25 protein-coding genes, 1 tRNA gene and 1 pseudogene are annotated in these 25817 nt (G+C 29.7%); 12 read left to right on the top strand and 15 right to left on the bottom strand.

What is annotated here, in order from left to right; genetic code table 11:
• Positions 1 to 87 precede the first annotated feature (87 nt).
• From KK2020170_RS11875 to KK2020170_RS11860, 4 genes are read left to right on the top strand one after another with little or no spacing between them, the layout of a single operon-like run.
• A complete protein-coding gene (locus KK2020170_RS11875; protein ID WP_221258536.1) occupies positions 88 to 387 on the top strand; it encodes a plasmid mobilization protein in 300 nt (99 codons plus the stop codon).
• 5 nt (positions 388 to 392) lie between these two features.
• The gene (locus KK2020170_RS11870) at positions 393 to 1175 is read left to right on the top strand and encodes a relaxase/mobilization nuclease domain-containing protein (RefSeq protein WP_221258535.1); all 783 of its coding nucleotides are present in this window, start codon (positions 393 to 395) and stop codon (positions 1173 to 1175) included.
• Positions 1168 to 1509 carry a hypothetical protein gene (locus tag KK2020170_RS11865; RefSeq protein WP_221258534.1) on the top strand — a complete coding sequence of 114 codons (342 nt, stop codon included), beginning with the start codon at positions 1168 to 1170 and terminating at the stop codon, positions 1507 to 1509. The genes KK2020170_RS11870 and KK2020170_RS11865 overlap by 8 nt, the downstream gene beginning before the upstream one ends.
• On the top strand, positions 1506 to 1814 hold the full coding sequence (locus KK2020170_RS11860; RefSeq protein WP_221258533.1) for a hypothetical protein: 309 nt from the start codon (positions 1506 to 1508) through the stop codon (positions 1812 to 1814). Before KK2020170_RS11865 ends, KK2020170_RS11860 begins: the two co-directional genes overlap by 4 nt.
• On the opposite strand, the gene KK2020170_RS11855 is transcribed toward KK2020170_RS11860, so the two are convergent.
• Positions 1811 to 2329: a hypothetical protein gene (locus tag KK2020170_RS11855; protein WP_221258532.1), complete on the bottom strand. Its 519-nt coding sequence runs from the start codon at positions 2327 to 2329 to the stop codon at positions 1811 to 1813. The two genes, KK2020170_RS11860 and KK2020170_RS11855, sit on opposite strands and share 4 nt — an antisense overlap.
• Positions 2330 to 2489: 160 nt before the next feature.
• Complete coding sequence (locus KK2020170_RS11850) at positions 2490 to 3014, bottom strand: hypothetical protein (RefSeq protein ID WP_221258531.1); 525 nt, start codon at positions 3012 to 3014, stop codon at positions 2490 to 2492.
• Between the two features lie 280 nt (positions 3015 to 3294).
• Here KK2020170_RS11850 and KK2020170_RS11845 point away from each other — a divergent pair.
• From KK2020170_RS11845 to KK2020170_RS11820, 6 genes and pseudogenes are all read left to right on the top strand, one after another.
• Positions 3295 to 3573: pseudogene (locus KK2020170_RS11845) on the top strand (tyrosine-type recombinase/integrase); the annotation flags it as partial.
• A 78-nt stretch (positions 3574 to 3651) separates the two neighbouring features.
• Positions 3652 to 3978 carry a DUF6660 family protein gene (locus KK2020170_RS11840; RefSeq protein WP_221258530.1) on the top strand — a complete coding sequence of 109 codons (327 nt, stop codon included), beginning with the start codon at positions 3652 to 3654 and terminating at the stop codon, positions 3976 to 3978.
• Between the two features lie 99 nt (positions 3979 to 4077).
• A complete protein-coding gene (locus tag KK2020170_RS11835; RefSeq protein WP_221258529.1) occupies positions 4078 to 8418 on the top strand; it encodes a CusA/CzcA family heavy metal efflux RND transporter in 4341 nt (1446 codons plus the stop codon).
• A gap of 1 nt (position 8419) precedes the next feature.
• Positions 8420 to 9637: an efflux RND transporter periplasmic adaptor subunit gene (locus KK2020170_RS11830; protein WP_221258528.1), complete on the top strand. Its 1218-nt coding sequence runs from the start codon at positions 8420 to 8422 to the stop codon at positions 9635 to 9637.
• A 30-nt stretch (positions 9638 to 9667) separates the two neighbouring features.
• Positions 9668 to 9949, top strand: coding sequence for a heavy metal-binding domain-containing protein (locus KK2020170_RS11825; RefSeq protein WP_221258527.1), 282 nt, complete (start codon positions 9668 to 9670; stop codon positions 9947 to 9949).
• Positions 9950 to 10136: 187 nt separating this feature from the next.
• Positions 10137 to 11984: a heavy metal translocating P-type ATPase gene (locus KK2020170_RS11820; protein ID WP_221258526.1), complete on the top strand. Its 1848-nt coding sequence runs from the start codon at positions 10137 to 10139 to the stop codon at positions 11982 to 11984.
• 350 nt (positions 11985 to 12334) lie between these two features.
• On the opposite strand, the gene KK2020170_RS11815 is transcribed toward KK2020170_RS11820, so the two are convergent.
• A tRNA-Ser gene (locus tag KK2020170_RS11815) sits at positions 12335 to 12419 on the bottom strand.
• Between the two features lie 185 nt (positions 12420 to 12604).
• Here KK2020170_RS11815 and KK2020170_RS11810 point away from each other — a divergent pair.
• Positions 12605 to 13360, top strand: a complete 756-nt coding sequence (locus tag KK2020170_RS11810) for a sulfite exporter TauE/SafE family protein (protein ID WP_221258525.1) — start codon at positions 12605 to 12607, stop codon at positions 13358 to 13360.
• Here the strand turns inward: KK2020170_RS11810 and ribB are convergent.
• Genes ribB through tpx form a run of 6 tightly spaced genes read right to left on the bottom strand, consistent with a single transcriptional unit; the run spans position 13357 to position 19997 of the window.
• Positions 13357 to 14493 (bottom strand): 3,4-dihydroxy-2-butanone-4-phosphate synthase, encoded by a 1137-nt coding sequence (gene ribB / locus KK2020170_RS11805; protein ID WP_221258524.1) that lies wholly within the window; start codon positions 14491 to 14493, stop codon positions 13357 to 13359. The two genes, KK2020170_RS11810 and ribB, sit on opposite strands and share 4 nt — an antisense overlap.
• A complete protein-coding gene (locus KK2020170_RS11800) occupies positions 14468 to 15937 on the bottom strand; it encodes an LptF/LptG family permease (protein WP_221258523.1) in 1470 nt (489 codons plus the stop codon). Before KK2020170_RS11800 ends, ribB begins: the two co-directional genes overlap by 26 nt.
• An 8-nt stretch (positions 15938 to 15945) precedes the next feature.
• Entirely contained in the window at positions 15946 to 16593 is a 648-nt protein-coding gene (lolA1, locus tag KK2020170_RS11795; RefSeq protein WP_221258522.1) for an outer membrane lipoprotein periplasmic chaperone LolA1, read from the bottom strand.
• A 1-nt stretch (position 16594) separates the two neighbouring features.
• Positions 16595 to 19087: a DNA translocase FtsK gene (locus tag KK2020170_RS11790; protein ID WP_221258521.1), complete on the bottom strand. Its 2493-nt coding sequence runs from the start codon at positions 19085 to 19087 to the stop codon at positions 16595 to 16597.
• 34 nt (positions 19088 to 19121) lie between these two features.
• Positions 19122 to 19496 (bottom strand): diacylglycerol kinase family protein, encoded by a 375-nt coding sequence (locus KK2020170_RS11785; protein WP_221258520.1) that lies wholly within the window; start codon positions 19494 to 19496, stop codon positions 19122 to 19124.
• Positions 19497 to 19499: 3 nt separating this feature from the next.
• Positions 19500 to 19997: a thiol peroxidase gene (gene tpx, locus KK2020170_RS11780; RefSeq protein WP_221258519.1), complete on the bottom strand. Its 498-nt coding sequence runs from the start codon at positions 19995 to 19997 to the stop codon at positions 19500 to 19502.
• A 140-nt stretch (positions 19998 to 20137) separates the two neighbouring features.
• On the opposite strand from tpx, the gene KK2020170_RS11775 reads away from it, so the two are divergent.
• Entirely contained in the window at positions 20138 to 20707 is a 570-nt protein-coding gene (locus tag KK2020170_RS11775; RefSeq protein WP_221258518.1) for a fasciclin domain-containing protein, read from the top strand.
• 187 nt (positions 20708 to 20894) lie between these two features.
• Here KK2020170_RS11775 and KK2020170_RS11770 read toward each other — a convergent pair whose 3' ends face one another.
• The 6 genes from KK2020170_RS11770 to KK2020170_RS11745 form a co-directional block, all read right to left on the bottom strand.
• On the bottom strand, positions 20895 to 21356 hold the full coding sequence (locus KK2020170_RS11770) for a hypothetical protein (protein ID WP_221258517.1): 462 nt from the start codon (positions 21354 to 21356) through the stop codon (positions 20895 to 20897).
• Positions 21357 to 21362: 6 nt separating this feature from the next.
• Positions 21363 to 22001, bottom strand: a complete 639-nt coding sequence (locus KK2020170_RS11765) for an alpha/beta hydrolase (protein ID WP_221258516.1) — start codon at positions 21999 to 22001, stop codon at positions 21363 to 21365.
• 24 nt (positions 22002 to 22025) lie between these two features.
• Positions 22026 to 22340 carry a hypothetical protein gene (locus KK2020170_RS11760; RefSeq protein ID WP_221258515.1) on the bottom strand — a complete coding sequence of 105 codons (315 nt, stop codon included), beginning with the start codon at positions 22338 to 22340 and terminating at the stop codon, positions 22026 to 22028.
• 1 nt (position 22341) lies between these two features.
• Positions 22342 to 23601: a dihydroorotase gene (locus KK2020170_RS11755; RefSeq protein WP_221258514.1), complete on the bottom strand. Its 1260-nt coding sequence runs from the start codon at positions 23599 to 23601 to the stop codon at positions 22342 to 22344.
• On the bottom strand, positions 23598 to 25523 hold the full coding sequence (locus tag KK2020170_RS11750; RefSeq protein ID WP_221258513.1) for a vWA domain-containing protein: 1926 nt from the start codon (positions 25521 to 25523) through the stop codon (positions 23598 to 23600). Before KK2020170_RS11750 ends, KK2020170_RS11755 begins: the two co-directional genes overlap by 4 nt.
• Before the next feature lie 83 nt (positions 25524 to 25606).
• A complete protein-coding gene (locus KK2020170_RS11745) occupies positions 25607 to 25810 on the bottom strand; it encodes a YgaP family membrane protein (protein ID WP_221258512.1) in 204 nt (67 codons plus the stop codon).
• Positions 25811 to 25817: the final 7 nt, after the last annotated feature.

Raw genomic sequence — 25817 nt, 5'->3', positions numbered from 1 at the left:
ACTTTGGTAACTTGGTAACTAGTTTTTAAAAAATCTTTCATTCCCTCATGTTCTTAATGAACAAAAGGGAAACAAAAAAATAAATCAATGCGAAACAAAATTTTAAAATTAAGAGTCTCAACATTAGAAAAGAGGATAATTACCAAAAAAGCAAATCAATTAGGTGTAAGTACATCTGAATTAATTCGAGCAGCATTATTAAATTATAAAGTGAAATCAAAACTAACACAAGAAGAGCTAGAAATTTTTAAAATGCTAACAAATTATAGTTTGAATTTTACGAGAATTTCAAATCTAGTACGCGAAAAAGATTATGATTCATTCAAAAAAATATCAATGGAAACTGCAAAGGAAATACGTGAAATTTTAATACAAAAATTCAAATGATTGGAATGGCTAAAGCTTGTCCAGGTGGTGGTTCCTTGCTAAACTACATCATTAATGAGAGAAAAGGTTATGAATTATTTAGAAGTAATTTATGTGGGAACACATCACAAGAGTTGCTGGAAGAGTTTAGAATATCTCAAGAGTTAAATCAAAGAACAACTAACAAGGTGTTGAGTTTAGTTTTATCTCCATCTATTGAAGATACTGAGAAACTAAATGATCAAGATTTGAAAGGACTCACAATTGAATTTTTAAAGGAATTAAATATTAACACAGAAAACCATCAGTTTCTTGCATTTATTCATAATGAGAAACAAAAACACAAGCATATTCACATATATTGTTCAAGAATAGATTTAACTGGAAAAGCTCTGAGCGATCATTTTATTGGCAAAAAAGCCCAGTGGGCCGCACATAAAATTGCTACAAAACGAGGATTGATTTCCGCAAAACAAATCATGGTTAACAAAATTAATTCAGCCGATGATAAGGAATTAAAAACAACAAAAAAAGAAATTTTTGAAAAGCATCAAAAAGCTATTTCCATGCAATTAGACTCATTAGACTCATATTTCGATGTTATGAAATCAATGGGTATCATTGTTCAACCATCTATTAATAAGCAAGGGCAAATTCAAGGACACCGATTTTTAAATGTGGCCACAAATGAAAATTTTAAAACTTCAGAGATAAACAGAAAAATCAACTTGAAAAATTTTGGAGAAATTCAAAAAATTGGTGAACAAACTAGTAAAACAAAAGCAACTAAATTTAGAAGAAATGACTAAGCACAGACCCAAATTAGAAGATACTGTTTCGATATTAATTGAAGAAACTGAAGAGTTGAAGAAAATTATAGATTTTCTTAAAAATCACAAACCAAAATTAAACATAGACAGTTATAGAATTGAAAACGAAAAGAACCTTTCAGAATACCGAAAGACGATTGAATTATTAAAAAGTGTGTTAGCTAATCACCTGTCATTAGCTGAGCAGTTAACCATTAAAAATGATGAGTCGTTAATCAAAAGAATTGAAGAAACCGAAAAACGACTGCTTCAACATCAATATATAGCCTATGGTTTAATAGTTTTTGTGTTTTTTATACTTTTATTTAAATGAAAATTCAAGAAGATTTAGATGTTAAAATAAAATTAGTCGAAAATGAACTTTCAAATCTTCGATTAATACAAAAAAGTTTCCGTGAAAATCAAGTTAGTTATTTACATCAAAAAGTGAATTTTTATTTCAAAATAGTATTTATTCTACTTGAAATCATTTTGTGTTTTGAATTCTACGAATCGAATAAAGACAAATCTGAAAAAATAAAGACAAGAGAGGCCTTCGTTTTATTATTCCAGGAATATTATGAACAACACCCAGAAGCTCTTAACGATTTAGAAAATTGGGTAGATAAAAACAACTAACTCTTAGATTCTATTATTGGATTATTATCCAGGTCATAATCATCTAAATCGTCATCATTTGGGAGAAGATAATTCGCCATTTCTTCAAATATATCTGCTTCTGTAATTTCTATATAAGTTGGTTTTAATCTATTCTTTTCAGTTTCACTTTTGATAAATGAGATATCTAAATCTTCAAATGTAAATACATTATCATCAAAAAACTGTTCAAGAAGTCCAATTTCCAATTGAATTTGTTCCCAAATTTCAGCATTTGCAATCTCTATATGCGTTCTACCTCGAAATCCTTTTCCCCATAATTCAGCTTCTCTTTCTAAAGTTGTATTTGCCTTAATAACTAAATAATTTTCAAGTTTATTCCAAGTTTTTAATTGATGGAATGTTAGCGGATACTCTTCACGAATTCCAGTTTCAATCCATGAATAATTTTGTAGTAATGCTAATTCACACTCTTCAATAGTATGTCTTAGTTCAAGGCTACTAATTAATGATAAAAGAGTTGTTCTGTCAATCATATTGAATTATTTTTAAGGATTTGAAAATGAACAAAAATGAGTTAATTCATCGAGATGTGCCATTGTGGCCACAAAAACTTCGTTTTTGCATCCAAAATAGCGATCTCGCTTTCTTCTCCCGAAGGTCGCAAAAAGATTATTTAAAAGTAATCTATAAAACTTAAACTAATGTTTTAGCTTGTAAATATTGATCTAAAATTTCTTGATATTCATTTTCGGTAATACTATCTGGTTCAGAGAATTTAAAATTGAAAATATCTTCAAAGAACAAATCGAAATATAATGCAACAAACGCATTCATTTTACCAGATTTACCATATAATAATATCATGTCTTGAATATCATCAGCAGTTAAATCTAATTCCGGATTGATATTTTTATAACCAAGTAAAAACTTAAACATTACAAATGATTTAAATTCAATGTCGTGCAGTAAAATTTTAACAATAGACAATCTATTTGCTTCAGTAAATTTTGAGAAAACTTCAGTAAAACATTCAAATAAATAACTAGTAGATAATCTTAAATTTTCATCAGTTTTCTTTTTATTAATAAGATTAACAAATGATGTATTTAGCTTTACATTTTTTAACTCTTTAAAGTCTGGTTCATCAAAATTTTGAAATAAGACTTTGTTAATTAAAGGTTTTAAAACTTCATAAGTTTGTTTGATTGTATTTTCCATAGTACCTAATTTAAAAAGCGTGGAACTAAAATCAATCCGTTACTGAGGTACTAGGATACCCGACAACCAGAAAGACTTAGCCCACGCCTGGATTAGGCACGGGCGTAAGTCTATCTATTATTCGGTTGTCTTGAAGATTCCTAGTTTTCAGTAACCAATAAAGATAGCTTACGCAAGCGTTAATATTTTCGAATTGTAAAGTTAGTAAAGAATTCCAGAAAAAAAACGATAATATTGTGTTTAAAAATATATTTGTATAAAAAAATAAGGAGTAATTTTTATTCTAACCAACCAAAAAATGAATGCGTATCTAAAAGAAATTGCTGGAATTTGTGAAATTGAAAAAGAATTAACTTTTCATATCGCTCGACATACTTTTGCTACGACTGTAACGCTTACAAATGGAGTTCCTATTGAAACTGTGAGCAAAATGCTTGGACACAAAAATTTAAGAACAACACAACATTACGCAAAAGTATTAGATAGAAAAGTGAGTGACGATATGAAGATTTTGACAGAGAAATTCACATTATTGGAATATAAAAAAACAAAATATTAAATTCCTTATAAATAATATATAATGCAAACAAAATTCTTGTTATTTTGATTGTATTATTTTTTTACTACTTTTACAGTTGTGAAAATCATTAATTTCATATTATCTTTATATTTAATCTTTTTATCGTGTATTCCATGTTCAGATACAAAAGAAGGTATTGCTATTAATTCTGTTAATGAGTATTCTTCAAACCATGAAAACCATTCTCATGATACTAATGATGATTCATGTTCTCCTTTTTGTGTATGTAATTGCTGTGGACAAACAATTATTAACTATCATCCAGCAATAGTTTATGACTTTTCTGTTCAAATTCAAGAATTAAGAACTTTTAATTCAAACTACAATTCTAACCTAATTAAAATTTTCTCTAGAAGTATTTGGCAACCGCCTCAATTAGTATAATGAAGCCCGAGTAATTTCGGGTTAGATATTTGCGTTAAAAACGCAAAATAACTGCAAATTCCCTTTTTGCTAAATTCTAATTCATATACTTAATTTTCAATGTTAGATAAAATCATACATTTTAGTATCAATAATAAATTCATTATTGGTCTATTTACATTAGCATTAATAATTGTGGGGAGTTATTCTCTATATACACTTCCTAGTGATGCTTTACCGGATATTACAAATAATCAGGTACAAATAATCACTTCTTCTCCTAAATTAGCTACTCAGGAAGTAGAACAATTCATCACATATCCTATAGAATTATCAGTAAAATCTATTCCAAACATCGTTGAACTTCGTTCTATAAGTAGATTTGGTTTAAGTGTTATAACAGTTGTTTTTGAAGAAGATGTAGATATATATTGGGCAAGAACTCAAATTTCCGAAAGAATTAAAGAAGCTGAAAACACAATTCCTAAAGGCGTTGGAATACCAGAAATGTCACCTGTATCAACAGGGTTAGGAGAAATTTATCAATATGTTGTATTTCCTAAAAAAGGATTTGAAGATAAATATGATGCAACAGAATTAAGAACTATACAAGATTGGATCATAAAACCACAACTAATAGGCACAAAAGGAGTTGCAGAAGTAAATACTTTAGGTGGAAATTTAAAACAATATGAAGTTGCTGTTCAACCTGACAAGTTAAAAAGCATGAATATCTCAATTGCTGAAATTTTTGATGCTTTAGAGGCTAACAACGAAAATACTGGTGGTGCATATATAGACAAAAAACCTTATGCCTATTTCATTAGAGGTATTGGAATGGTAAGTTCGATAGAAGATATTGAAAAAATTGTAATAAAAAATCAAAATGGAATTCCTGTTTTAGTTCGCGATGTTGCTAAAGTGCAAATAGGTAGTAGTATTCGATACGGTGCTGTAACTAAAGATGGTAAAGGCGAAGAAGTATCTGGAATGGTAATGATGTTAAAAGGACAAAACAGTGGAGAAGTTATCCAAACTGTTAAAGCCAAAATGGAACAAATCAAAAAAACGTTGCCTGATGGAGTAGATATAGAACCTTTTATGGACAGGTCATTATTAGTCAATAAAGCAATAGGAACTGTACAAACTAATCTAATTGAAGGTGCATTAATTGTTATTTTTATTTTGGTACTTCTTTTAGGTAATTGGCGTGCTGGTTTAGTGGTAGCTTCAGTTATTCCATTAGCTTTATTATTCGCAATTTCTATGATGAAATTATTTAATGTAAGTGGAAATCTAATGAGTTTAGGTGCAATTGATTTTGGTCTTATTGTAGATGGTGCAGTAATTATTGTAGAAGCAATTGTACATCGATTGCAGGTTAGTAAAAAAGGAAAATTAACTACTGCTGAAATGAATGAAGAAGTTTATCAAGCTTCATCAAAAATTAGAAGTAGTGCTGCATTTGGTGAAATAATAATTTTAATTGTCTATTTGCCAATTTTAGCTTTGGTAGGAATTGAAGGAAAAATGTTTGGACCTATGGCACAAACGGTTTCATTTGCTATACTTGGTGCCTTTCTTTTATCCTTATCTTATGTACCGATGATGACTGCACTAACATTAAAAAAACTAACAGGTCATAAGAAAAATTTTAGTGATAAAATTATTGAAAAACTACACAATTTATATGAACCCATTTTAGAAAAAGCTTTAAAAATTAAGGCTATTGTTGTTTCAATTGCATTAGGATTATTTGTATTAGCATTACTTGTATTTAATTCACTAGGTGGAGAATTTATTCCAACATTAGATGAAGGAGATATTGCAACACATTTAATTATTGCATCTGGTAGTTCATTATCACAAGAGATTGAAGCCACTACAAAAGCAGAACAAATCTTAAAAGCAAAGTTTCCAGAAATTAAAATGATCGTTACAAAAATTGGGGCTGCTGAAATTCCAACAGACCCAATGCCTATCGAAGCTGGAGATATGATTATTTTATTAAAGGATAAAAGTGAATGGACTTCTGCTGAAACAAAAGAAGAGTTAATGGAAAAAATGGAAGAAGCTCTAGAAGATATTCCTGGTGCTTTTACCGAGTTCTCACAACCAATTCAAATGCGTTTTAATGAATTAATGACAGGTGTTAGAAGTGATGTTGCTATTAAAATATATGGAGAAGATTTAGATGTATTAGTTAGCAAAGGTGATGAAGTACTTCAACTGATTAATTCTATTAATGGGGTTTCAGAAGCCAAAGCTGAACGTGTAGCTGGTTTACCTCAAATAACGATTCGTTACAATAAAAATAAAATGGCAGCGTATGGTTTAAAAATAAGTGATGTTAACAGAACGGTTAGAATGGGGTTTGCAGGTGAAGTTGCTGGTGTAGTATATGAAGGAGAAAAACGTTTTGATTTAGTAGTTCGATTAGACAGCAGTGATAGAACCGATATCGATAATTTAAGGGCGTTATTTATAACTTTATCATCTGGCAATCAAATTCCTTTAAGCCAAATTGCTGATGTTAATTTTGAAGATGGACCAATGCAAATTTCACGTGAAAATGGAAAACGTAGAATTGTAGTAGGTTTTAATGTTCGTGGTGCTGACGTAAAAACAGTAGTTGAGAATATTCAAACTAAACTAGAGTCAAGTTTAACATTACCTGATGGTTACTACATAACTTATGGTGGTCAATTTGAAAATTTAATACAAGCTAACAAACGACTTTCTATTGCAGTTCCAATAGCGTTATTATTAATTTTTGTTTTGCTTTATTTTACATTTAAATCTATCAAACAATCTTTATTAATTTTTACAGCAATTCCACTTTCTGCAATTGGTGGTGTTTTTGCACTTTGGTTACGCGATATGCCTTTTAGTATATCAGCAGGAGTTGGTTTTATAGCACTATTTGGTGTAGCAGTTTTAAACGGTATTGTATTAATTGGATACTTTAATCAATTAAGAGAAGAAGGAATGGAGAATGTAAATGAACGTATTAAAGAAGGAACAAAAGTAAGATTACGTCCAGTTATTATGACAGCTGCAGTTGCTTCACTTGGGTTCTTACCAATGGCTTTAAGTAGCAGTGCTGGTGCAGAAGTACAAAAACCATTAGCTACTGTTGTAATTGGTGGATTATTATCAGCTACTTTGTTAACTTTAATTGTACTACCAATTCTCTATTATTATTTAGAAAAAGGAATTAAAAAATCAGTAAAAATGAACTCTAAAATTATAACTATTCTACTTATTTCGTTTGTTTCTTTTAATGTAAATGCACAAAATATGCAAGAATTAAATTTACCAAAAGCCATTGAAATTGGACTGCAAAAAAATAAAAATATTCAAGCTGCTGAACTAAATGCTGAAAGTAGCAGACAGTTAACAAAATCAGCATTTGAGTTACCCAAAACAGATTTTACAGGAACTTTTGGCCAGATGAATACTTTTGCAAGAGACAAGAACTTAACCATAAGTCAAGTATTTAGTCCATTTCAAATTAGTGCTCGTAAAAAAGTTCTGAATGAAAACAATTTTGCTAGTCAAACACAAATTAAAATATCCAAACAAGAACTTACATTTTCTATTCGTCAAGCTTGGAATATCATATTATTTTTTGAAGCTCAAAATAAATTACTTGCTGAACAAAACAACGTATATCAGAAATTTGTAAAAGCTGCAACCTTACGCTATACAACTGGTGAAACAAATGTTTTAGAGAAAAATATTGCCAAAGTAAAACAACAAGAATTAGAGCAAAAAATAAAACAGACCAAAACGCAAATAGAAATTGAAAAGTCTAAAATAAAATTTTTTTTAGATTTAAAGTCAGATTTTATTATAACTGATACATTATTTATTGCCAATACTATAGATGTAGATTCTACTTTAATAAAACAAAACCCAACTATCGAGTTAGCTTCTAATCATATTGAAATTGCAAAAGCTAATTATAAATTTGAAAAATCAACTCTATATCCTGAATTTTCAGCAGGCTATTTCATGCAATCCATTATTGGAACACCAGAAACAAATAGCAGTTCATTAGCAGATAATTCGCTTCAATTCAATGGCTTCTCTGTTGGAGTTTCACTACCCATTTTTGCAGGAAGCTCTATTGCAAAATCAAAAGCAGCTAAAACTAAAATTAAATTGGAAGAAATAAATTTAGAATATTTACAAGTGCAGATGCAAAGTCAATTCAACCAGCAAGTTGACCAATTAAATACTTATAAAGCAAATTTAGAGTATTACACAAAAACAGCTTTACCAAATGCAAAAGAGATTTTGAAAAATGCTTCAAAAGAATATCAAAATGGTAATATTTCTTATTTAGAATATGCAACAAGTTTGGAAACAGCAGCAGCGATACAATTGAATTATAATGAAGCTATTTTAAATTACAATCTAACAATTATCAATCTACAATACTTAACAAATCAATAAAATGAAAAAATCTAATATAATATATATAACAATAGCTTTAATTATTTTATGTAGCATTCTATACTTTGTATTTCGTAATACAAACCATGAAGGACACGATCATGCTCATGAAAAAACATCTAAAGGAGTTGTAGAACTAGCAACAATAAAAGAAGTTGTATTAAACGATGCACAATTCAAAGCAGCAAATATAGAACTGGGGACATTTTCCAAAAAAAATTTAAGCCAAGTTATTGAGGCAAATGGTTATACAAAATTACCACCTCAAAATCAAGCCGATGTCTCCGTACAAACTACTGGTGTAATAAAATCAATTTTGTTTAAAGAAGGACAATATGTAAATAAAGGACAAACTTTAGCTATAATAGAAAGTCCAGAATTTACTAAATTACAAGAAGCTTATTTAACTTCAAAAAGTAACTTAGAATTCCTAAAATTAGAATTTGAAAGACAAAAAACATTAAATGAAGAAGAAGTAAATTCGAGAAAAGCCTACCAAAAATCCAAATCCGAGTATGAAATAGAAAAAGCACGTTATAATTCTTTACAAAAACAATTAGCTGTTTTTAATATCAATGGTAACGGTAATGCAACTGCAACAGTTGCTGTTAGTGCACCAATTTCTGGATATGTTACAACAATAAACATTAAAATAGGTAGCAATGTAGAAATAGGTAAACCATTACTTTCAATTGTAGACAATTCTAAATTACATGTGGATTTATTAGTTTACGAAAAAGATTTATACAAGATTAATGTCGGTCAAAAAGTACGTTTTATTTTCACAAATCAAAATCAAATAGAAATAACAGGAAAGGTTTTTAGTATTGGAAAAGCATTTGAGAACGATACAAAAGCAGTAGCAGTTCATGTAGAAATAAATAATAACAATCAAAAATTAATTTCTGGTATGTATATAAATGCTTTAATTAGTATTGGCACTAATGAAGTTTTCGCTTTACCTGATGAGGCAATAGTAAAAGCAGATGGTAGAGAGTTTATTTTTATATTAGAAGAAGATCATGAAGAAAAAATTGAAACAGAAAAAATGAATCATTTTCAACGAATTGAGGTTAAATCAGGAACAAAACAATTAGGTTTTACACAAATATCACTATTACAAAAAATAGATTCTGATGCAAAAATAGCATTAAAAGGAGCATATTATATCCAAAGTCATTTATTAAAGTCTGAAGGTGGTGGAGGTCATGAGCATTAATTTTTATTAACTTAAAAACTATATTATAAGATGAAAAAAACAATTTTAATTATGGCAATTGCCTTAGCTACATTCTCAATGAAATCATGTAAATCAGACCCAAAAACAGATTCTAATACAGAGAACTCAACAGAAACTGTAATCAAGTCTGATAAAATTACCTACTCATGTCCTATGGATTGTGAAAAAGGAAAAACATACACTGAGGCAGGAAAATGTCCAATTTGCAACATGGACTTATTAGAAACGACTGTTGGTTTAGAAAACCATAAAGGTCATGACCACGAAAATCATGAAGGTCACGACCACTAAAGTCACCCCTACCCCCATTTAACGATGGGGGTTATTTTAATTTAAATATATATTTATATGAAAAATCAAAATAAATTAATAAACGAAGATTGTTGTACAACCGAAAAAAAAAGTAAATAAAGCGGTCAAAGAACATAGTGAAAATGACGGTCATAATCACGATAGTGGTAATGAAAGTACTTTCAAGATGTTCTTACCGGCTATTATTTCGTTTATACTTCTAATCATAGCTATTACATTAGATAATTATATAAATAAAGATTGGTTTAAAGGTTATTTTAGAATAGCATGGTATTTAATCGCTTATCTTCCTGTTGGCTTCCCGGTAATAAAACAAGCTATTGAAAGTATAATCAAAAAAGATATATTTTCAGAGTTTTTATTAATGACTATAGCTACTATAGGTGCATTTGCTATTGGTGAATATCCAGAAGGAGTTGCAGTAATGTTATTTTATGCAGTAGGAGAAGTATTTCAGACATTAGCTGTAAAAAGAGCTAAATCAAATATTAAATCACTATTAGACCAAAGACCAGATGAAGTTACTATTATTGAGAATAATATACCTAAAACAGTTAAAGCAGAAGCAGTAAACATTGGTGATATTATACAATTAAAACCAGGAGAAAAATTAGGATTAGATGGAACATTAATTTCAGATAGAGCTTCATTTAACACAGCAGCTTTAACAGGTGAAAGCAAACCAGATTCTATAGTAAAAGACGAAACCGTTTTAGCAGGTATGATTAACCTTAACACAGTTTCACAAGTCAAAGTTACAACTGCTTATCAAGATAGCAAGCTATCTAAAATATTAGAATTAGTGCAAAATGCCACTTCACAGAAAGCTCCCACAGAATTATTTATCAGAAAATTTGCCAAAATTTATACTCCAATTGTAGTATTATTAGCAGTATTAATAACAATTATTCCTTATTTTTTTGTAGATGATTATGTTTTTTCAAATTGGTTGTATAGAGCATTAGTGTTTTTAGTTATTTCTTGTCCTTGTGCTTTAGTTATCTCTATTCCTTTAGGTTATTTTGGTGGTATTGGTGCAGCTTCAAAAAATGGAATTCTTTTTAAAGGAAGCAATTTTTTAGATGTAATTGCTACTATTCAAAATGTAGTGATGGATAAAACTGGAACAATGACCGAAGGTGTTTTTAAAGTGCAAGAAGTTGTGTTTAATTCTGATATTGATAAAGATGAAATTCTAAAATATATAAACGTTTTAGAAAGCAAAAGCACACATCCAGTTGCAACTGCTATTCATGAATTTGTTGGCAAAATTGACCATTCCATAAAATTAGAAAATGTAGACGAGATTGCGGGGCATGGTCTAAAAGCTACAATCAATGAAAAAGAATTATTAGTAGGTAATTTCAAATTAATGGATAAATTTTCTATTGCATATGATATTGATCCTTCAAGTATAGTTTACACATTAATTGCAGTGGCTTATGATAAAAAATTTGTTGGTTTTCTTACAATAGCTGATAGTATAAAACAAGATGCTCAAGAAACAATTAATAAATTGAATGCATTAAATGTAAAAACAACGATGTTAAGTGGTGACAAAACTAATGTAGTAAAATTTGTTGCAGACAAACTAGGTATTGCAAATGCTTTTGGAGATTTATTACCAGAAGACAAAGTAAATAAAGTAAAAGAAATAACAAGTAGAAATGAAACCGTTGTCTTTGTCGGTGATGGAGTTAATGATGCACCAGTAGTAGCATTAAGTAACGTTGGGATTGCGATGGGTGGTTTAGGTAGCGATGCAACAATTGAAACTGCTGATGTAGTAATTCAAGACGATAAGCCAAGCAAAATACCAATGGCAATTAATATTGGTAAACAAACTAAAAAAATTGTTTGGCAAAATATCATTCTTGCTTTTTCTGTAAAAGCTATAGTTTTAATTCTTGGAGCAGGTGGATTAGCAACAATGTGGGAAGCAGTTTTTGCCGATGTTGGGGTTGCACTTCTTGCAATCTTAAACGCAGTTAGAATTCAGAGGATGAAATTTTAATAATGAGCAATTAAATTTCATTGATTTAGAAATAAATAACCAAATAAAAAAAAGTGTGAAAAAGCAATTCAAGTCATTTTAATTGCAATTGCTAATATGAAAAAAATACTGGTTAATATGGGATTCCAATTTACAATACCTCAAAAGCAAAATTAAAAAAATATTCAAGTAGTCGTCATTTGGCGACTATTTTCATTTTAAAAACAAAGGCTTGAATACAAAGATTCTGATTTTATTTATTGCTCAATTTTTTCAGTAATTTACTTTTTAAAACAAAAAACCCAATTTTACATTTTTGGGTGTAAAATTGGGTGTAATTCCTGTAAAACATTGTATTTCAATGTTTATCGCGGAGAAAGAGGGATTCGAACCCCCGGACCTGTTACAGTCAACAGTTTTCAAGACTGCCGCATTCGACCACTCTGCCATTTCTCCAATAAGACGTGCAATTATTTCTGTATTGCGAGTGCAAATATATAAACCTTTTTTAACCTACAAAAAGAAATGAAGAAAAAAAATAAACTTTTTTTTAGGTTTTTTTTCAAGTGATTGAAATTCAAAATAATAATAATTAAATTTTTTTTAATTAAGAATTCAATATTTTTGTAGTATTATTTAAAATGATGGATTTTTCTATAGAATATTTACTTTTAATTCCAATTGGCTTTATTGCGGGCTTTTTAAATACAATTGCAGGAGGAGGTACATTATTAACTTTGCCAACTTTACTATTTTTAGGTCTGCCAGCTCCAATAGCAAATGGTACAAATAGGATTGCAATTTTAATACAAACTTTTACTGCAGTTAGGGGGTTTAAAAGTAAAGGGGTTTCAACATATCCTTTTAGTTTGTATTTAGGGATATCAGCTTTTTTTGGATCTTTGCTAGGAGCAAAGCTTGCCATTAATATTACAGGAGAACTTTTCAATAAAATTTTAGCTATAATTATGGTTATGGTTTTAACTACAATTTTATTGAATCCCATAAAAAATTACACAGAATTACCGGAAAGAACAACAGGCAAATATTTATATGTTTCTATATTTATTTTCTTCTTTTTGGGTATATATGGAGGCTTTATAAATGCAGGAATCGGTTTCTTAATGTTAGTAATTTTACCTTACCTAAATGGCTTATCATTATTAAAATCGAATGTTACTAAAGTATTTGTTGTTGCTGTTTATACTATTGGAGCTGTTTTAGTATTTGCATTCGAAGATAAAATAAATTATCCATTAGCTTTAATACTTACTTTAGGTAATGCTTCGGGAGCTTGGGTTGCAAGTAGATGGAGCGTAAAAAAAGACGATAAAGTAATAAAATTGTTTTTAATTATTACAGTATCGTCATTAGCTATAAAATTGTGGTTTTTTTAATAATTTACATAGTCGACTATTTCTAAACCATAGCCTATCATTCCAACTCTTTTTGTAGGTGCATTACTATTAGAAAGTAGCATCATTTTGGAAATATCTAAATCATGTAAGATTTGAGCTCCAATACCAAAATCTTTTGTATCCATTTTAATGTTTGGTGCTTTAGTAATTCCTTGTTCTTGAAGCTCTTTTAGCTCTTTTAAACGAGATAAAAGCTCCATGGATTGAATTTCTTGATTAATAAAAATTATAGCTCCTTTTTCTTCCTCATTTATTTTTTTAAACATATTGTCTAATTTTGAATCTACATTATTTGTTAATGTACCCAAAATATCATTACTGACTTGAGTTGAGTTTATCCGTGTTAAAACAGGATCACCAGAACTCCATGTTCCTTTTGTTAATGCTATATGTACTTGTTTATTTGTTGTTTGAAGATAAGCTCTTAGTCTAAATTTTCCAAAACGGGTTTCGATATCAAAATCTTCTTTCTTTTGAATTAAACTATCATGTTGCATTCTATAGGCAACTAGATCTTCAATTGAAACTAATTTTAAATCGAATTTTTTTGCAACTTCTACCAATTGTGGTAATCTTGCCATTGTTCCATCTTCATTCATAATTTCAACGATTACACCGGCTGGTTGAAATCCGGCTAATCTTGCAAAATCAATTGCAGCTTCGGTATGACCAGTTCTTCTTAAAACTCCACCTTGTTTTGCAATTAATGGGAATATATGCCCAGGACGTGCTAAATCGTATGGTTTTGTCTCTGGATTTATTAAGGCTTCAATCGTTTTGGCTCTATCTGCAGCTGAAATTCCAGTTGTTACACCATGCCCTTTTAAATCTACAGATACCGTAAAAGCAGTTTCCATGTGGTCAGTATTGTTTCTAACCATTGCATGCAAGTCCAATGCTTTACATCTACTTTCCGTTAAAGGTGTGCAAATTAAGCCACGGCCATGAGTTGCCATAAAGTTTATCATTTCAGGTGTTACTTTTTCTGCAGCTGCTAAAAAATCACCTTCATTTTCTCTGTCTTCATCATCTACAACGATAATTACTTTTCCATTTCGAATGTCTTCAATCGCTTCTTCAATAGTATTAAGCTGTATGTTGTGTTGTGTCATTTTGTTTGTTTGTTTTATTAAACTTTGAAAAAAGTTTTTGGAAAGGTTCTGTAATCCAATCGAAACTTATCATTAATCCAATATCATTTGTAGCTCTATAGGTTAAAAAGATTGCTAGTGGTGTTAAAACTATTGAAGCAAGCCATGTGCCTAAAAAAGGAGATATAGCAGCTTCTTGGGCAAGTTTTCTACCAAATACATTCATAAAATGGTAAGCAATAAAAATTATTATAGCAAAAACTATAGGCAATCCAATTCCACCTTTACGAATAATTGCCCCAAGGGGAGCACCAATGAAAAACATAAGTAAACATGAATATGCAATCATAAATTTTTCATGATATACAATCCAATGCGCATAAATGTTTTTCTTTTTATACATTAAATCGTTATTACTGTTTTCAATGCTAAATTGTACACTTGCAGTATTATTTTTAGCAATTTCTAAGATTCTTTTTTTATCAGTAAAATTGAATAAATCAAGTATGTTTTCTACTTTTTTATTAACAGGTTTGATAATTGAATCGTTTGAATTTTCTGGAGTGTAAATATTTGAACGTAATATAATATTTTCACTATATGAAACTATATCCTTATCATAATTTGTCTGTAATGAATCAATTGTATAAGTAAGCTCATTGATGTTTAACATCTTTTCAGAAGTGATATCGCTTTCATCTCCTTCAGATGTATTTAATTTAGTTAAATCAATGTTTAAAATATATTCTTTAAAACTACTTTTGGCAAAAGGAACTTTTTTACGTTCATTATAGTCTTTTGGTAAAACATTCTCGTAGTAATTACCGTCAAAAAGTTGTAGTTGTAAGTAATTAGAATTCTTCTCACTTTTCAGTAAGCCTCTTTTTGCTTTTATTACTGTACTTGCACCATTTCCTAATTGTTGGTTTTTTACGTGCATAACGACATTCTCCAATTCGTTTCCATTGTCACCTGATTTCTTACCAACTTTTATTGTAATTGTTCCAATAGAATTAAATTGTCCTTCAGCAATTGCCATAGCGGGTCTTTGCTGAACTATGTTTTTTCTGAGGTTTAAAAAACGGTATTGAGATTCCGGAATTACGTTGTTTGCAAAAAAGAAAGATATTAAACTTAATAAAATAATTGCAGCAGATAACCATTTCATAGCACGTTGCAACGAAATACCTGATGATTTCATTGCGGCAAATTCATAGTTTTCGGCAAAACTACCAAAAGTCATAATACCAGCTAGTAGAACAGACAATGGTAAAACTAATGGAACAATTGTAGGAGCGTAAAAAGATAAAAACTTTACTATAGTAAAAGTATCTAAATCTTTTCCAGCTAATTCTGATATAAAAAGCCAAATTCCTTGTAATACGAATATAAAAAACAAGATTACAAATACCGTAGTAAATGTAATCATGTAAGATTTTATTATATATCGATCTAATATTTTCACCTGAAATCTTAATCTAACCTATTGATGTAATAGTTTGGATATTTTGATTCAGCAAAGGTAAAATGATTTTTTGATAAAGGCTGATTTGTTTTAAAAGAATTAACAGTTAAAGTAGTTCTTGTACCATTTTTCCCAATTTCGATTAAATTGTAAATATTTTTAGTTTGAACATCAACACCTATTAAGATTTCTTTTCTTTGATCTTTTGAACTAATCGGATTTAACTTTACATATTGAATTTTTCTTCCTTTTATGTTTTGTAAAATATCCCAATTGTACTTATAACCTGAATTAAAGAAAGTTAACATCTTGTTAGGAGTAACAGCATCTTTGTCATTTTCATCATATTTTGAAATACTTATTTCTTCGTCTTCAGGAACAATTGTATAAACCTTTTTACCATCAAAAATTTTAGTAACCCCCATGAAATTTAAATTGTATAAATTTCCTTGTAATGCAACATTACCTTTACTTTCTTGGTTAATGTTTTCTTTTTGATTGTTTAAAGCATATTTAAAGTCGATTACTATGTTTTCATATGATTTTACCTTAGCTGAAACCTCGTCTAAAAGTGCTTTAGCTTTTTGAGAATTTTGAGCTTGTATACTCGTAATACTTACTAAGAAAACAAATGCAATCTTAACTAACTTATTCATTTTAATTATTGTTTTGTTCGTTGTTTAAAAATTGTTCTAATGCTACTAAATCTGGAATTAAAACTTGTCTTGCTTTACTTCCTTCGAATGGACCTACAATTCCAGCGGCTTCTAATTGATCAATTATTCTACCCGCTCTGTTGTAACCCAATTTGAGTTTACGTTGTATTAAAGAAGCGCTTCCTTGTTGTGCTGTCACAATTACTTCTGCGGCATCTCTAAATAACGAATCTCGGTCGTTTATGTCTATATCAAGAGTCGTGCCACTTTCCTCACCAACATACTCAGGAAGTAAGTAGGCATCAGGATAAGCTTTTTGTCCACCAATAAAGTCACAAATCTTCTCAACTTCAGGTGTATCAACAAAAGCACATTGTACACGAGTTAATTCATTTCCTTGTGTATACAATAAATCACCACGTCCAATTAATTGATCAGCTCCTGGCGAATCTAAAATCGTTCTCGAATCAATTTTTGAAGTTACTCTAAAAGCAATTCGCGCAGGGAAATTGGCTTTAATAATACCTGTAATTACATTTACCGATGGACGCTGTGTAGCAATAATTAAGTGAATTCCGATCGCACGGGCTAATTGAGCTAAACGTGCAATAGGTGTTTCCACTTCTTTACCAGCTGTCATAATTAAATCGGCAAACTCATCGACAACTAATACAATGTAAGGTAAAAATCGGTGACCGTTTTCTGGATTTAATTTTCTTTGTTTAAATTTCTCGTTGTATTCTTTAATGTTACGAACCATCGCATCTTTCAATAATGAATAACGGTTGTCCATTTCAATACACAACGAATTTAAAGTATTGATAACTTTGGTGTTATCGGTAATAATAGCTTCTTCCGTATCGGGAAGTTTCGCTAAATAATGTCTTTCAATTTTATTGAATAGTGTAAGCTCAACCTTTTTAGGGTCGACTAAAACAAATTTTACTTCTGCAGGATGCTTTTTATATAATAACGAAGTTAAAATCGCATTTAAACCAACAGATTTTCCTTGTCCTGTTGCACCTGCCATTAATAGGTGAGGCATCTTAGCTAAATCGACAACAAAAGTTTCATTTGAAATAGTTTTACCAAAGGCAATTGGTAATTCCATTTCTGCTTGTTGAAATTTAGACGAAGCAATTACCGTTTTCATAGCAACCATTGAAGGTTTGTTGTTTGGAACTTCAATACCAATTGTTCCTCTTCCTGGAATTGGAGCAATAATACGAATACCCAATGCGGCTAATGAAAGCGCAATATCGTCTTCTAAGTTTTTAATTTTTGAAATTCGAATTCCAGCTTCCGGAACAATTTCATACAATGTAACCGTTGGACCAACAGTAGCTTTTATTTGTGAAATTCCAATGTTGTAGTTTTTTAATGTATCTACAATTCGGTTTTTATTTTCTTCTAATTCACTTTGGTCTATAGTTATTCCTCCAGTTGAATATTCTTTTAATAAGTCAATTGGAGGCATTTGGTAATTCGATAAATCTAATGTGGGATCAAATTCACCAAAATCTTGAACCAATTTAGCCGCTAAATTTTCTTCAACTGATTCTTCTTCGGCAATTTTCTCAATTACAAAATCGCTATCATTAGTTGGTTCATCAGTTTTTGATTCTAGAACTTCTGGTTTATTTTCAGTAACCAAAGTCGGTTCGTCTTCTTTTGATTTTAAATTTAATTCTGATGCAGAAGAAATTGTAGGTTTTAAAGCCTCTTTATCAATTTCAAAAGCCGATTTAGGTTTCAATTCAATATTTGAAATTGCTTCTTCATCTTCACGAATAATAAAATCATCATCTTGTTTAGGTGAAATAATATTCGGAGTTTCTTCTGTTGAAATTACTTCATCTGTTACAGGAATTACTTCATCAATTGTTTCTTCAGTAATTTCTTTTTCTGGCTTTTCGAAGAAATTTTTAACCGAATCTGGTGAAACTTTTATTTTGAAGACTAAGAAAATTATAATTCCAAAAATAAGAGTCAGTAATGTTCCTATTGTTCCAATGTAGTCTTGAATGAATAAATTCATTTCGAAACCAACAGTTCCTGCTAATTGCGGAAGATATTCCCAAAAAAATCCAAATAGAATAGAAACTATAATAATTAAGTATAAATCCCAAAAAAGTGATTTCTTTAGTTTACTCAATGCAATGTCTAATACCAAATAAATTCCGGCTAAGAAAAGTATTCTAATGATTATAAAGGAAGCAACACCGAAACCTTTATATAAAAAGAAATCGGCTAAATAGGCTCCAAATTTACCCAACCAATTTTGTACGCGAGATTCTCTATTGAAAACATCATTAGCCTGACTTTGATCGTAATTTCCAGTAATGAAATACGACACAAACGACAACAATAATGCAATAGAAAGTAATACAAGAAGTATTCCTATTGCAAATTTTTGTTGGCGTGTTATTTGCCAGTTAAATTTTGGCTTTTTGGGTTTATTTTCAGAAGTATTTGTCTTTGCTTTTTTTGCCATTCAGCTATTTGTGTATTTTACAAAAATAGAGAAATTATCCTAAATACGGAATATAAATTATTGCAGCAATTGCAATAGCTGTTAATGCAGCAAAAAAGACAGCGCCAGCAGCTATATCTTTAATAAATCCAATTCTTTCATGATAATCAGGATGAATAAAATCGGCAATTTTTTCAACAGCAGTATTTAAGCCTTCAATTCCTAGAACTAATCCCATAGCAAGTGTTTGAACTAACCATTCCTCTTTGGAAATACCAAAGTAAAATCCTGCAATAATCATACAAACAGCAACTGTACTTTGTACCATTACGCTATGTTCGGTAGTAATTAATTTAAAAGCGCCTTTAGCGGCAAAAACCATACTTTTTAAACGACCTGTAAATAAAGTTTCGTCTTTTTGAAATTTCATTTTTTATAAAACAGCTAAAGCAGCTTCGTAATTAGGTTCATTAGCGATTTCAGAAACTTGTTCAGTGTGTAAAATTTTGCCATTTTCATCGGTAACAATTACAACACGAGAGTGTAAACCAGCTAGAGGCCCGTCAACGATTTCTAATCCGTTGTTTTTTCCAAAACTACCTTCTTTAAAATCTGAAAGATTAATTACGTTATCTAAACCTTCAGCACCACAAAAACGTTTTTGTGCAAATGGTAAATCACGAGAAATACATAAAACTTTAGTATTGTCTAATGAACTTGCTTTTTCGTTAAATTGGCGAACTGAAGTTGCACAAGTTCCTGTATCGATACTTGGAAAAATATTTAAAACCAATTTAGAACCTTTAAAATCATTTAAAGAAGCTGTAGATAAATCATTTTGGATTAAAATGAAATCGTTTAAAGAATCACCTACTTTTGGTAATTCACCATTTGTATGTATAGGGTTTCCACCCAAAGTAACTGTTGCCATAGTTTTATTTTATTATAATAAGTTACAAAAATACTAAAATTAATATTGACCCTTATTAATGTTTGATTAATTTCTTTCTTGATGTAAAACCAAAATAAAACTATTTACGTAAGTAAAAGGAAATGATAAAATTAAATATTATGAAAACCAACAAAATTTTAGCAACATTATTAGTTGTAACTACTTTGTTCTTAGGAACTCAAATGAATGCTCAAAGCAAAGAAAAAACGGTTGAAGTAGGAGGAGCTCCTATGTATCCTACTAAAAACATTGTTGAAAACGCAGTTAATTCTAAAGATCATACAACTTTGGTAGCTGCAGTTAAAGCAGCAGGTTTAGTAGAAGCATTATCTTCTGATGGACCTTTCACGGTTTTTGCTCCAACAAATTCAGCTTTTGATAAGCTTCCTAAAGGTACTGTTGAAACACTTTTAAAGCCAGAAAACAAGGAAATGCTTCAAACGATTTTAAAATACCATGTTGCAGCTGGAAATTGGAGTGCAAAAGATATTATGGGAGCTATTAAAAAAGGAAATGGTAAATATTCTTTTAAAACTTTAAGCGGAGGAACTTTAACTGCATGGATGAAAGGAAAAGATGTTTACATAACTGATGAAAACGGGAACAATTCTAAAGTAACTATTGCTGATGTATTTCAAAAAAATGGAGTTATACATGTTGTTGATACTGTAGTATTGCCAAAAATGTAGTTTTAGTTAATTTTTTAAAGTGAAAGCCCTACTTGTAGGGCTTTTTATTTACAATAAACCTTTATCCATTAGTATTTTTCTTGTAACAGAGTAAATAACATTCCCATTCCAATCATTCATATAATCTACAAGAACATATTTTGAGTGATCAGATTTAGAGCTTATTGAAAAGTATTTTATGAAATTTTTAGTTTCTACATCTTCCCAAAGAACAATGTTTTTTTTTTAAAATAATTCCATTTTTGTTAAATTCTATGTTATTAATTATAAAAGAAATATCATTTGTAAAATTGTACAAATATTTTCTAGAAATATCATCAAAGTAATAATCTTGAAGAAAATCAATAATTTTTACATATTTATCTGACAATGATTTAAGATTAAAGCCATAAAATGATTTTAATCTAATTTTAATTATTTCATTTTTATCGTTTTCAATATCAATGCAATATATTCTTCCAAAAGTAAAAGCGTAACCATTCAACCATTTTATTCCATATCTAAAATTTGCAATTGATTCTTTTTCAAATTTTGATTTGAAAATATTTGATTTTTTATTTGTTAATTCTAAATATTCTGGATGAAAAACTAGTTTCTTATCACTACTGAAAAGATTACTTTTAAAAAAAATATTTTTTACTTCTTCCAAAATAAATTAACTATTTAACCAATCTCTAAAGTCATAAAAATTTTGAGGCGCTACTCCATGTCCTACTGGATATTCTTTGTATGTTACGTCTAAGCCTAAATTTTGAATAAAAGGCGCTGCTTTTCGAGCCCAATCAACAGGAATCACTTGATCAACAGTTCCGTGTGAAATAAAGAATTTTTGATGTTGGTTGTTTTTTGATGCAAAATCTTTCACTAAAATATTTTTATTTAAATAACCGCTTAAAGCAATTACTTTGTTTATTTTTTCTGGATAAGATAGAGCAGTGGCATAACTTAAAATAGCACCTTGACTGAAACCAATTAGATTTATATTGTTTTTGTCAATTGGATATTTAGTTACGATTTCATCAATAAAACTAGCAATTAAATCGCGAGATTGTTTGGCTTGTTCATCATCTGAAAATTTATTAGCATCGGCATCAAAATGAATGGCATACCAAGCGTGTCCATAAGGTTGTAAATCGTAAGGAGCTCGTAGAGAAATTACGTAATATTCTGAAGGTAATTCGCTGGCAAATGAGAATAAATCTTCTTCATTGCTACCGTAACCATGGATTAAGATTAAAACCGGATTTTGTTCTTTTATTTTTTTTGGTTCGCGTATGAGGTAATGTAGGTTCATTCTATTGTTAATTTGTATATTCGTTTATAAGCTTTTAAAAAACTTCTGGTAAAATTCTCCAACAATAGGAACAACTCTTTTTTCACCATTTAAACAACCAATAAAACCGAAAACCCATAAAAGAAAAATACATATATAAAGGGCAGATGACATAATCCAATTATCTAAGTTTCCAACAATATATCCAAACAAACCCCAAGTTAAAAAAATTCCAAGCGCTTGACGAATGTGAAAACTTGCAAATTCAGATTTGTTTTCATCTTGATTCATAAAAATTGCGATTACACTCCCTATTATTGTAACGTAAGCTACAATTGCTGTATTTTTTCCTTTTTCCATATTAATTATTCATTATCAATTGTCCATTGTTCACAGCTCCTAATGCTTTCCCTAGCATATTTTGTCCTAAGAAAGCTGAATTTTTAGATTTACTTATAATATTTTCTTTGCTAAAAGTCCAATTTCCTTTTGTTGTGAATAAACTTAAATCAGCTTGGTTACCAATTTCGATACTTGATTTTTCAATTCCGAAAATAGTTTTTGTTGCGGTAAGTTTATCGATAATAACGTCTGTTGGTAAAATGGTTTGTAATGCTCCAAAAGCACTTTCTAAACCAATTGTTCCATCTTTTGCTAAATCGAATTCCAATTTTTTATGTTCTATATCGATTGGATTGTGATCGGAAGTAATACAATCAATTGTTCCGTCTAAAACAGCTTCGATTAGAGCTTTTCTAGTTGCTTCATCACGCAATGGCGGACAAACTTTGTATCTCGAATCGAAACCTTGTAAAACTTCGTCGTTTAAAACTAAATGATGTACTGAAACACTACACGTTACTTGTAAGCTTTTTGCTTTCGCTTCTTTAATCAAAGCGATAGATTTTGAAGTTGAAATTGTTGGAATGTGTAATTTTCCGCCAGTGTATTCTAGTAAATATAAGTTTCTCGCGATATGCAATTCTTCAGCTAATGTTGGAATTCCTTTTAAACCTAATTGGGTTGAAATAACACCTTCGTTTACAATTCCTTTTCCTTTAACATTTGCATCTTGACAAAAACTGACCACTAATCCATCAAAATCTTGAACATATTGTAAAGCTATTTTTTGAATGTTGGCATTTTCTAAAGCTTTGTTATAATCCCCAAAAGCAATGGCTCCAGCATTTTGCATGTCGAATAATTCAGCCAAATCATTTCCTTCGCTATTTTTAGTTAAAGCACCAATTGGATATAAGTTTGTGGCTTTTCCTTTTGCCTTTCCTTGTACAAATTTTATTTGCGCTTGATTGTCGATTACTGGATACGAATTGGGTTGTAAAGCAATCGCTGTAAATCCGCTTTTTGCTGCAACATCAAGTCCGTTTGAAATGGTTTCTCTATCTTCAAATCCAGGTTCACCCATACTTACTGAACTATCCATCCAACCTTGCGAAACATGTAAATCATCGTGTTTTACAACAATATCTGAATCATTTGTAGCAATTGAATCGGCAATTTCAGTGATAACGCCATTTTCAATTTTTATATCTTTTGTTGATTGGTTGTGTTTACTCGAAGAATCGTGTATTGTTGCTTGTTTAAGTACGACCGTTGTCATTTTACGAATTTTTGGATTAGTAGTTCAATTATGAGTAAAAGTAGTGTTGTTGCTAGAAACCATTTCCATAAATTAGTTTCGGTGCGTTTTTGTTGCCAAATATCCATGGCTTCTTGTACCGAATTAATTTTGGTAAAAGTACTAAAATTAGCCTCATCTTGAACAGTCAAATTGCTTTCTGTTCGTGGATAGTTAAAACTCAATTTAGCTATAGTGTTGTTTTTTTGTGTTACCGAATAATTTCCATCTTGTTCTGGATAATCGCCAAACGACAATTTTACTTTATCATTCAAAATTTGTTGCAAAGGAATAAAACTGTAATTCGCATTACTAACCGAAAGCACTTCATCTTTCGATAAAACAGCATCTAATACAACAGATTCATTTTCCGAAATAGTAAATGTCGATTGGTTGCTATTTCCTTTGTTAATTCCCATGTTATATATAGTAGGAACTATTAAAGGTGAATTTTGAAAGTTGCTATTTTCCTTGTTTATTGGTGCACTGAAAAGGTAAAGATTTCCAAGTGAATTTGTTGTTGAAGCTAGAAAGTTACTGCCGTCTTCATATTGTAAAACCGAAAAAGAATTACCTTGAATTGCAAAATTCGAATTAACTTTTGGATATTGAAAATTACTAATTTTCTTTTCAAAAACATTTTTATATAGCGGATGATTGAAATTGATTTTAGTAATTAATTTTTCTTGATTATTTAATGAACTAAAGTAAATTGAACTCCAATTTTTCAATGCTGAATTTACATTAGAAAGATTCATTTTTTCATAAGGAATAAGAACTAAATTTCCACCATTTTTGTAAAAAACCGAAAGTGTATTTTGTAACGATTGCGGAATTTCATCTAATTCGTTTAAAATAATCGTTTGTTGGTTTTCAATTTTATTGAAATTAAGTTGGGCAAAAGTTGTTTCAGTTGTTTCGAATTCGTCACCTTTAAAAATACGTTGTAAAAAATCATTTTTAGTTTCGTTTCCAATGATAAGAACATTTAGTTTTTTAGGTTCTTCAATGCTGAAATAAAAATTGTTATCGTAAGGCAAACTTCCATCTTCAATAGAAATTTTTCCGCTAATTGCTTTTTTTGGAATATTAATTTTTACCGATTCGCTTTCTTTTGAAAACTTGATTTGCGTTTTAGCAATTGTGTTTTCGTTTTCAGTAATCGTTAACGGAATTTCATTTTCATTATTTCCGAATTGTTGTAAACCAATGGTTATTTCGTAGAAATTATCAGTTACTGCAGAAATATCAACTTTTGTAACTGCAATATTCGATTTATTTTCGGCTTTTGATAAACTTAAAAAAGTAGTTTCAGTATTGAATTTTTCCAACTCCTTTTCAGTAAAACCAATTCCATCAGAAATAATAATGTAGTCTTTTGTAGTATTTGGTTTTTTAGCTTCAACTTTAGAAATCAAATAGTGCGGTTGAAAAGCATAACTTGAATATTTCAGTTTTTGTAAATCACTTTGAATGGCTTTGCTATTGGTATCCCAAAAAATATCGGATGTTGTTAATAGAGAAAATTCTTGATTTTCAGGAATATTTTCTAAAATATCTTGAATTGATTTACGTAACAATTCTCCATTTGCACCTTTAGCTTGCATCGAAAACGAATTATCTAAAAGAATAATCAATTCGTTTTTTGCATTGGTGTCGTCTTTAGCCTTAAAAAAAGGTTGGGCGAAAGCAAGAATTAAAAAAGCAATTAAAAGTAGGCGAGTGACCAATAAAAGCCATTTTTTTATAGTACTACTTTTTTGAGTTTGTTGCTGAAGTTCTTTTAAGAGTTTTACGTTAGTAAAATACGTCTTTTTGAACTTTCGCAATTGGAATAAATGCACAAGAATTGGTATAACCAAAAGAAACAAGAAATATAGAATTTCTGGATGTTTAAAGTGCATTGAATTTGTTTTGCCTTATTTCAGTTTTCAAAAATACGAATTACTTAGGAAAAAGAAAATCCTCTTAACGAGGATTTTTATTATTATTTATTTTCTCTAGTATCTATTTTAAATGGTGAATAAAGAGGACAATAATTTATTAGCGAAGTTAATACGAGTACAATCGCAAATAGTGATAAAACCCAAGAATATTCCCAATTTAAAACATTAAAAAAATCTACTGAAACTAAAATGATAGCTAGAATAATTCGAATCATTCTATCTGTTTTTCCCATGTTTTTTTTCATAGTCGTA

Origin of the sequence: Flavobacterium okayamense, assembly GCF_019702945.1 — a bacterium.
GTDB classification, from domain to species: domain Bacteria; phylum Bacteroidota; class Bacteroidia; order Flavobacteriales; family Flavobacteriaceae; genus Flavobacterium; species Flavobacterium okayamense.
This window is presented reverse-complemented; position numbering and strand designations above follow the sequence as displayed.